The following is an 8304-nucleotide window of genomic DNA, read 5'->3' as shown; positions in this document are numbered from 1 at the left end:
GTCACCGTATCGTGCGGCCCCAGGTAACTGTAGCCCGCAAATATATCCCACCGCGATGGCGAATCCCCATAAGACGGCCCCTTCGCCGCTCCTTGACCTAGCAACGCATACGGCGCTAGAGACAGCACCGCCAGCGCCAAAGCTCGGCTGACTGTCTTCTTCATTTGTGAATGCATCCGTTTTTCCTCCGCAATCAAACTGAACTGCTTTTTTATTTTGTATTTCAGACCCGGGTCAAGTGCATAAGCGACTCGTAACGCGACACCGCCGAAGTTACCCTCACACGATTATTCGCCTGAAACGGCCAGTAAACCGTCACTCGTACGGTATCACAGTACGGCGCCGCTAAAGCACATTTTTTCAATGATGCAGCCCACGCCACATCGCTATGAATCATCCTGATCATCCCCGAATCATGCCGTCAAAGGCACTTCCGTCACTTGATTCGGCTCTGACGAGATTGCTGCTGAAATGCTTTGCTCCAGCGCCTGACAGATCACTGAAGGTTGAGCGTCTTGCGCAAACTACGCGGCTCCCGCTGAATCTTCTCCTGCAGCAAAGTGATGGCATACATCAATTGCTCAGGCCGCGGCGGACAGCCAGGAACATAAACATCGACAGGGATGATCTGATTTACGCCCTGGACGAGCGCGTAGTTATTGAATACTCCCCCTGAAGTGGCGCAAGCGCCCATGGAAATCACCCATTTGGGCTCAGGCATCTGGTCATAAAGGCGGCGAATGACCGGGGCCATCTTCTGCGAGACGCGGCCTGCAATGACCATGAGGTCGGATTGACGGGGCGATGGGCGGAAGACTTCTGCGCCGAAGCGTGCAATATCAAAGCGTGAAGCGCCCATCGACATCATCTCAATGGCGCAGCAGGCAAGGCCGAATGTCATGGGCCAGACTGAACTTTTGCGGACCCAATTCACGGCGAAATCGAGAGTGGTGAAGAATACGCCTTCCGGTTGCTCGAAGCCATAATTCACTTCGCGAAGCTTTGCGCGGTTCAATGCGCTACTTTCCAAACTGCCGAAGAGGTAGCGGTCGCGCTCCAGAGATGGCGTCATATCTTCCAATATACCTTTGTTATTTCCTCATAGCCAGCGCTAAGTTGAGCGAAGCCGAGTGGTTAGAACCCCAAAGCATACGATGCCGAGAATCTGGCAGGGGATGCATCTGCGCAGTTCAGGCCGGATGCGCCCAGCAAATCTAATGCGCCGAGGAAGACAGCAGGCAGGGCGACGAGGCGGCGGTCCAGCCAGCGGGCGCGCGCCAGCCCGGCGGCGGCCATAGCGTCAGAGTGAAGCGCATCCAGAGCAGCGCGCCGCGCGGGGTGGGCTGGCCGGAGGGTGGCGGCAGCACTTGATACGGAGCGCGCGCAGCGGAAAGTGCCCAGTTCTGCGCGTAGCGGGCGGGATCAGCGATACCGGGTGCGATACGGGCATCAAGGATGCGTAACTCGCCCTGGGAGGCGGAATGGATGAGATCGAGGAGGCCTGCCGCGGTCTTTGGATCGGCTGCGCCATGCGATGAAAGATACAACTGCTGCGCAGCATGGAAGACAGCGGGGTCCGTGAGGAAGCGGAAGGTTCGGGGATTCCAGCCGATGGCATCCTGCGCGCGAAGGCCGTAAGTGGTAGCGATTTCGCGTTCGTTGAGCGAGCCGTAAGGCGGCGTGGCAAGAAAGACCGCGTCCGGAAAGCCGGCTGGTTCAGCGCGGTCAAGCACGATGTCCCAGCCGGAGTATTTGTCCGCGGGCTGAACGGGGACCAGGCGCAAGACCCATCCCTGACCGAGCGGCGCGGACCACGCCTGTCCGAATGAGACTTCGCCTTGAATGATGATTCTGGAGCAGGCAGCGGAAAGCGCCTGCGCCGGAGGCAATGCGAGTCCAGAGAGCAGGAGTGCGGACAGGCAGCCGGAGAAGATGGCCGCGATTCGCCGAATACAGGTGATTGCGTTGATCATCTTTCTTTCGTGAATCCTTCTTTCTACCTAATCTGGCAAATCCTTGTTCTATTTTTATGCCTGATCCGGCAATCTTGAATCAGTTCCACAAAGATGAGCGCCTGTCATTCTTTTGCTGTGCGCTATGATCAGTTCCAAACCTTTTCAGTTTCTTCATTCTCATATACAGGAAACAGATAACCATGCATTGTTGGCGTAGATTCCTCGCACTGCTTGTCTTTCTTGGATTGCCTGCGCTTGGCCTCGCTCAGGCAGCAGGATCAGGCGGAGCGCAATCCACACAGGCCCAAATCAACGCACTGAACACGGCTGTTGCCAATGCGCAGAGCGCGGGCGATAACGCCTGGATGCTGACCTCAGCGGCACTGGTGCTCATGATGACCGGGCCGGGGCTGGCGCTGTTCTATGGCGGGCTGGTGCGGAAGAAGAACATCCTCGGCACCATGATGCAGAGCTTCGCCATGATGGGGCTGGTGACGATTTTGTGGGCGGTTGTGGGCTACTCGCTGGCCTTTGGGCACGGCAACTGGTTTGTGGGCGGTTTTGAGCATCTGTTTCTGAACAATGTTCCGCTGACGCCTTCGCTTGAGAAGGTCTATCCGCAGACGATTCCAGAGCAGACATACATGGTGTACCAGCTCATGTTCGCCATCATCACGCCGGCGCTGATTACGGGCGCGTTTGCGGAGCGGATGAAGTTCAGCGGCATGGCGGTATTTCTCTCGCTGTGGTCTCTGGTGGTGTATTGCCCGATGGCGCACATGGTGTGGGGCGCGGGCGGGCTGCTGAATGCCAACGGAGGGAAGATTCCGAGTTTGGATTTTGCGGGCGGGACGGTGGTGCATATTACGTCCGGCGTGTCGGCGCTGATTACAGCTCTGTACCTGGGCAAACGTCTCGGATATCCAAAGACGGCGATGCCTCCACACTCGCTGGTGCTGAGCTTTGTTGGCGCATGCCTGCTGTGGGTGGGCTGGTTTGGATTTAACGCGGGCAGCGCGACGAACGCGAGCGGTCTGGCGACCAGCGCGTTTATCAATACGCACTTTGCCGCTGCCGCGGCGGCGCTGGGCTGGAGCGTCTTCGAATGGTTCCATAACGGCAAGCCGACAGCGCTGGGAGCAATTTCAGGCGCGGTAGCAGGGTTGGTGGCGATTACGCCGGCCTCCGGCTATGTGCAGCCGATGTCTGCGCTGGCAATCGGCCTGATTGCGGGATTCTTCTGCTCCTTCATGGTGCTGATCATCAAGGGCAAGCTGGGATATGACGATTCGCTGGACGCCTTTGGCGTACACGGCATGGGCGGGACGCTGGGCGCGCTGCTTACGGGCGTCTTTGCGGTGGCTGTGATCAATCCTGCGTTTGGCAACGATGCCGCGGGTAAGCCGCTGGCGCTTGGCGTCCTGGACGGACACTGGGCGCAACTGGGCAACCAGGCAGCCGGTGCGGGCATTGCGTGGCTGATTTCGCTGATTGGAACTCCGATTCTGCTGTTTGCTGTCGATAAGACAATCGGGCTGCGGGTTTCCGCAGACGATGAGAATGAGGGGTTGGATCTCTCGCAACACGGTGAAGAAGGCTACGACTTCAATTCGTGAATTGAGGTACATCGAATATCAACACCGGGCTGAAGCATGATCGTAGTCCGGCCTGATAGGCTAAAAAGCCGGTGAAGTATCACAAACCGAGGCATTGCACACATGGTGAAGATTGAAGCGATTCTCCAGCCTTCGAAGCTGGATGCGGTAAAGGATGCTCTGCTGGAAGCGGGCATTGAGGGAATGACGATTCTGGAAGCCCGTGGACATGGACGGCAAAAGGGTCACACGGAGTTTTATCGTGGCCGCGAGTACACGGTCGATTTATTGCCGAAGGTAAAGATCGAAATGGTGGTGGCGGATACGCTGAAGGACAAGGCCATCGAGGCGATTGTTGGCGCGGCTCGGACAGGGCGCATCGGCGACGGCAAGATTTTCTGCAGCAATATCGACGACGCGATCCGCATTCGCAATGACGAGCGCGGCGAAGCGGCACTGTAATGAGATCACTCAGCGCAGGGTGCGCTCATTGATCTTTGGGCGGGCAGATCCACGAGAAATAAGCTATTTGCACGCTGACACTATCCAGGCATTAAAACCTGTTTAAAGTGATTGCGACAGGGGATGTTGGTGAATGCGATTTCTGCCTTCGTGTTTCGCCTTGTACATGGAGCGATCGGCTGCTTGTAGCAGCTTCTCCGGCATATCTGTTAATGTCCCGTGCAGATGAGCCGTTGCTGTAACCACCCCCACGCTTACCGTTACCCATTCCTGTCCCGCTGAATTCCCTGAGTGGGGAATATGAAGCGAAATGATGCCGGCTCGTATGTTTTCCGCAACCTTCAAGGCGCCGGATGGATTTGTATCGGGCAGAATCACAGCGATCTCTTCTCCTCCATAGCGTGCTGCCAGATCGGTAGAGCGGCCAATGGCCTTGCTGACTGCCGCGGCAACGGCTTGCAGACAAGAATCCCCGGACACATGTCCATATAGATCATTGAATTGTTTAAAGCAATCCACATCGAGCAAAATCAGCGACATTACACCGCCGTGCCGGATGGTTCGCCCCCACTCATGCTCCAAAGTCCGGTCGAAAATCCTGCGATTCCCCAACCCGGTCAAGCTATCCTGGAACGCCAACTGCTCCAGCGCTTCTTCCCGCATTTTGCTTCCGGTAATATCACGCAGAGTCAGGACGATGCCGCGTAATTCTTCGCTCACCTTGTCTTTCATGATGCGTGCGTTGATCTCCATCCACGCAAACGCCCCATCTTTTTTCCGCATCCTGACGACGGTTGGCATTTCATCGACAGTCCGGCTCATCAGCTGTTCCTGGACAGCCACAACTGTCGGAATATCTTCGGGCAGAACGAAGGCATCTGGCCCCTTTCCGCACATTTCTTCCTGTGTCCAACCCAAGATGCGCTGGCACGATGGCGAAGCATAATGCATAGTCAGGTCCAGCCCGACCATGCAGATCACATCCGCGTTGTGTTCAGCAAGAATTTGAAAATCAATCTCATCGCTGATTGACCTACCCCCTGCAATCTCGCTTTCAGCGGAAGAACCACTCCACTTTCAACCAAGGTCGCTCCACTTTTCAACCAAGGTATTGGTATGATGCCCCAGAACGATTTTGAGTTTTCCGGCGCCAATGCGCTTCATCTGCCTCCTCCGTGCTTAATTGATCGCTTATTCTGTTAGGACAGCCTTTTGCTTCGGCAAAACCTTCGGAGCACCTTTTAGAGAACATGGACCCTGTCGCAATCGCGGTAGACGATCTACGAGAGTTGTATCTGCGTGAGATGGCGCTGGTGCGGCAGACGTGGGAGCGCACCGGGGACGGGACCGCGGCGATCCGTCGTCGATCCGCGATTGTGGACCGCATTCTGATCGAGATGTGGCGGCGGGCCTTTGCGGGAAATCCCGGCTACAACGTTTCTCTGCTGGCATTGGGCGGATATGGGCGCAAGGACCTGTTTCCCTTTTCCGATATCGATGTGCTGTTTGCCTATGCGGACGAAAAAACCGAGGAGCAGGCCAGGGATGCGGTACGAGCCATTATCCAGGGGATGTGGGACATTGGTTTGCGCGCCAGTCCTGCCTCGCGGACTCTGAAAGAAGCCGGACGGTTCGATCCTGACAATCTTGAATTCACCCTGGCGACATTGGATCGCCGGTTTCTGGCCGGGCAGTTCCCTCTTTACCAGCAACTGCACCAGACGGTGCTGCCCGGACTGGTGCTGAGCGAGTGGAACCAGATTACGCAGAAGCTGGGAGAGATTGCGCGGGCGCGGCATGCGCGGTTCGGTAACACCATCTTTCACCTCGAACCAAATGTGAAGGATTGTCCAGGCGGATTGCGGGATTATCACCTGGCGGTGTGGTTCGCGCTGCTGTTTCACCTGAAAGAGACGCGCGAATGGCCCAAGCAGCGCGGAGGAGTCTTTCAGAGCGCGCGCGGCGATGCTGAGGCGGCATTTGATTTTCTGGCCGCGGCCCGATGCTTTCTGCATTTCCGTCACGGACGCGACAACAATGCGCTGGACTGGCAATCGCAGGATGAGGCCGCGGCGCAATCGATTGGCCTGGAGACTCGCGGAACAGCCGATCCGGCCTACTGGATGCGAACCTATTACCGCCATGCGCGTGTGGTTTACCGGCGAGCGGTGCTGCTGATGGAAAACCTGCCGGCGCCCGTGAGCTTTTACAAACAGTTCCGCAGGCGGCGCAGCCCGATTGCGGGAACAGAGTTCATTCTCGACCAGGGGCGCATCGACATTCTTCCCGGCGCGCAGTTCAAGGATGCAGCTTCCATCCTGCGCATCTTCTCCCTGATGGCCACACATGGATACACGCTTTCGCAGGCGGCGGAAGACTGCATCACGGACTCGCTGCCTGCACTGGCGATTCACATTCCAGAGGGGCCGTATCTGTGGAATGCGCTGCGGGAGGTGCTGCTGGGGCCGCACGCGGCACACGCGCTGCGAACCATGCATGCGCTCGGCATCCTGGAGATGCTGATTCCGGAGTTTCACGGCATCGATGCGCTGGTGATCCGCGATAGCTATCACCGCTACACGGTGGATGAACATACCTTTCTGACCATCAATAACGTGCACGGGCTGCGGCAGCCGGCGCATGATTACGAGCAGCGGCTGGGGCAACTGCTGCCGGAGATTGACCGGCTCGATCTGTTTCTGCTGGCGCTGCTGCTGCATGACACCGGCAAGGGGCGGCGTACGGGCGAGCACACGATGCAAAGCGTGGAGCTGGCAGACAGCTTTCTTGCCAGGCTTGATTTTGACAACGAAGAGCGCGAGACGGTACTGAAGCTCATCGGGCAGCATCTGGAGATGTCGAACGCGCTGCGGCGGGACATCTTCGACGCCGAGAATATACGGATGTTTGCGGAGAAGATGGGCAGTCCCATGCTGCTGAAGATGATGACGCTGCTCACGTATGCGGACATCAAGGCTGTGAATCCGGAGGCGCTAACGCCGTGGAAGGCTGAAAACCTGTGGCAGCTCTACATGACGACGGCCAACTTTATGGACCGCAGCGTGGATGAGACGCGATACCACGCGGCAGTCGACCCGACACTGCAGAACCGGTTGCGATCGATGGTTCCGCCCGCACAGTACACTGCGCTGGGGCAGTTTCTCGAGGGACTTCCGCAGCGGTATCTGCAGACCAGGCTTCCTGAACATATTCGCAACCACTTCCAACTATCTCTGAACCTGAATACGGATCCGGTGCAACTGGATCTGCGGCCGCTGCGGCAGTTGTTTGACCTGACAGTGATTGCGCGAGACCGGTCCAGGCTGTTTACGGATGTAGCCGGAGCGCTGGCTGCATGGGGCATGAACATTGTGAAGGCCGGCGCATTCTCAAACGATGCCGGCGTGGTGGTAGACAGCTTTCAGTTCTCCGATGTGTTTCGCACACTTGAGCTGAACCCGAGTGAGAAGAGCCGCTTTCTGCTGAACATTCACGACGTGGTGGCGCAAAAAGTGGGAGTGGAGCAGATGCTGCGCGGACGGCGCCAGAATCACTCGACGGGAATCAAGGTAGAGGTGCAGACACGACTGCAGTTCGACTCGGAGTCTTCTACGCACTCGACTCTGTTGCAGGTGGTGGCGCAGGATGGACCGGGACTGCTACGCCAGATAGCTCTCACGCTGAGCAAGCATCAATGCAACATTGAAGCCGCCCTCATCGATACCGAAGGTGAAACAGCAATTGACGTCTTCTACCTGACCCGCAATGGCGGCAAATTGACGCAAGAAGCACAGGAAGCGCTATCGCGCGACCTGACTGAGGCACTTGAGGCAATGCGGGCACCAGTTCTCTTTCCATCCAAACGAATAGATCGAAGGCCATTGGGCATTCGTCCGATACGGTCAAGCAGTCCGTGTACGAACGAAGGCGAATTTTTCCTTCAGCCGTAGAAAGGGCATTTCAAGGAATTTGTATGAGAGGCTGGCCAGAAGGATGCAGACTGCCAGAGAAAAAAGCACTGACAACACTCCACCGAAGTGGAAGCGCTGCTCAAGGGGATAGATGATGCGGAGAGACAGGTCATGAAAAACATACAAGCCGTACGATATTTTGCCGAGATAGATAAGAGGCTTTGCAAACGATCCAACCTTCATTCCAAAGAAGGCCAGGAATAGAAGAACTATCCCGATTGAAAGCAGCGCGTATGCGGCGATGAGCGCTATAGGACCTGTTTTCGGCCCGAGAATGACATGCAGGCTTATCTGATCACCGACGATTATTGTGAAAGCAGC

Annotated in this window: 7 protein-coding genes; 3 read left to right on the top strand and 4 right to left on the bottom strand. The window is 56.8% G+C overall.

What is annotated here, in order from left to right; all coding sequences use genetic code 11:
* Nucleotides 1–496 precede the first annotated feature (496 nt).
* Both ABSG47_RS19290 and ABSG47_RS19285 read right to left on the bottom strand, forming a co-directional pair.
* Nucleotides 497–1072 carry an NADH-quinone oxidoreductase subunit B gene (locus ABSG47_RS19290; protein WP_424171654.1) on the bottom strand — a complete coding sequence of 192 codons (576 nt, stop codon included), beginning with the start codon at nucleotides 1070–1072 and terminating at the stop codon, nucleotides 497–499.
* A 142-nt stretch (nucleotides 1073–1214) separates the two neighbouring features.
* On the bottom strand, nucleotides 1215–1973 hold the full coding sequence (locus ABSG47_RS19285; RefSeq protein WP_424171651.1) for a hypothetical protein: 759 nt from the start codon (nucleotides 1971–1973) through the stop codon (nucleotides 1215–1217).
* Between the two features lie 182 nt (nucleotides 1974–2155).
* Between ABSG47_RS19285 and ABSG47_RS19280 the strand changes: the two genes are divergently transcribed.
* On the top strand, nucleotides 2156–3571 hold the full coding sequence (locus tag ABSG47_RS19280) for an ammonium transporter (protein WP_424171648.1): 1416 nt from the start codon (nucleotides 2156–2158) through the stop codon (nucleotides 3569–3571).
* Between the two features lie 102 nt (nucleotides 3572–3673).
* On the top strand, nucleotides 3674–4012 hold the full coding sequence (locus ABSG47_RS19275) for a P-II family nitrogen regulator (protein WP_424171645.1): 339 nt from the start codon (nucleotides 3674–3676) through the stop codon (nucleotides 4010–4012).
* 102 nt (nucleotides 4013–4114) lie between these two features.
* Here the strand turns inward: ABSG47_RS19275 and ABSG47_RS19270 are convergent, their stop codons facing one another.
* Nucleotides 4115–5017, bottom strand: a complete 903-nt coding sequence (locus ABSG47_RS19270; protein ID WP_424171657.1) for a sensor domain-containing diguanylate cyclase — start codon at nucleotides 5015–5017, stop codon at nucleotides 4115–4117.
* A 245-nt stretch (nucleotides 5018–5262) separates the two neighbouring features.
* On the opposite strand from ABSG47_RS19270, the gene ABSG47_RS19265 reads away from it, so the two are divergent.
* Nucleotides 5263–7962 carry a [protein-PII] uridylyltransferase family protein gene (locus tag ABSG47_RS19265; protein ID WP_424171642.1) on the top strand — a complete coding sequence of 900 codons (2700 nt, stop codon included), beginning with the start codon at nucleotides 5263–5265 and terminating at the stop codon, nucleotides 7960–7962.
* Here the strand turns inward: ABSG47_RS19265 and ABSG47_RS19260 are convergent.
* A partial coding sequence (locus ABSG47_RS19260; protein WP_424171639.1) for a hypothetical protein occupies nucleotides 7915–8304 on the bottom strand: 390 nt, incomplete at its 5' end. The genes ABSG47_RS19265 and ABSG47_RS19260 overlap by 48 nt on opposite strands.

Origin of the sequence: Occallatibacter sp., from assembly GCF_049510455.1 — a bacterium.
In the GTDB taxonomy this organism is placed as follows: Bacteria; Acidobacteriota; Terriglobia; order Terriglobales; family Acidobacteriaceae; genus Telmatobacter.
The sequence above is the reverse complement of the archived record's forward strand: the minus strand, read 5'-3'. Positions and strand labels throughout refer to the sequence as shown.

What these genes read in the sequence shown, in the direction of transcription:
- ABSG47_RS19290 (WP_424171654.1), bottom strand. Translation starts at nt 1,072, where the DNA reads ATGACGCCATCTCTGGAGCGCGACCGCTACCTCTTCGGCAGTTTGGAA.
- ABSG47_RS19280 (WP_424171648.1), top strand. Translation starts at nt 2,156, where the DNA reads ATGCATTGTTGGCGTAGATTCCTCGCACTGCTTGTCTTTCTTGGATTG.
- ABSG47_RS19265 (WP_424171642.1), top strand. Translation starts at nt 5,263, where the DNA reads ATGGACCCTGTCGCAATCGCGGTAGACGATCTACGAGAGTTGTATCTG.
- ABSG47_RS19275 (WP_424171645.1), top strand. Translation starts at nt 3,674, where the DNA reads ATGGTGAAGATTGAAGCGATTCTCCAGCCTTCGAAGCTGGATGCGGTA.
- ABSG47_RS19285 (WP_424171651.1), bottom strand. Translation starts at nt 1,973, where the DNA reads ATGATCAACGCAATCACCTGTATTCGGCGAATCGCGGCCATCTTCTCC.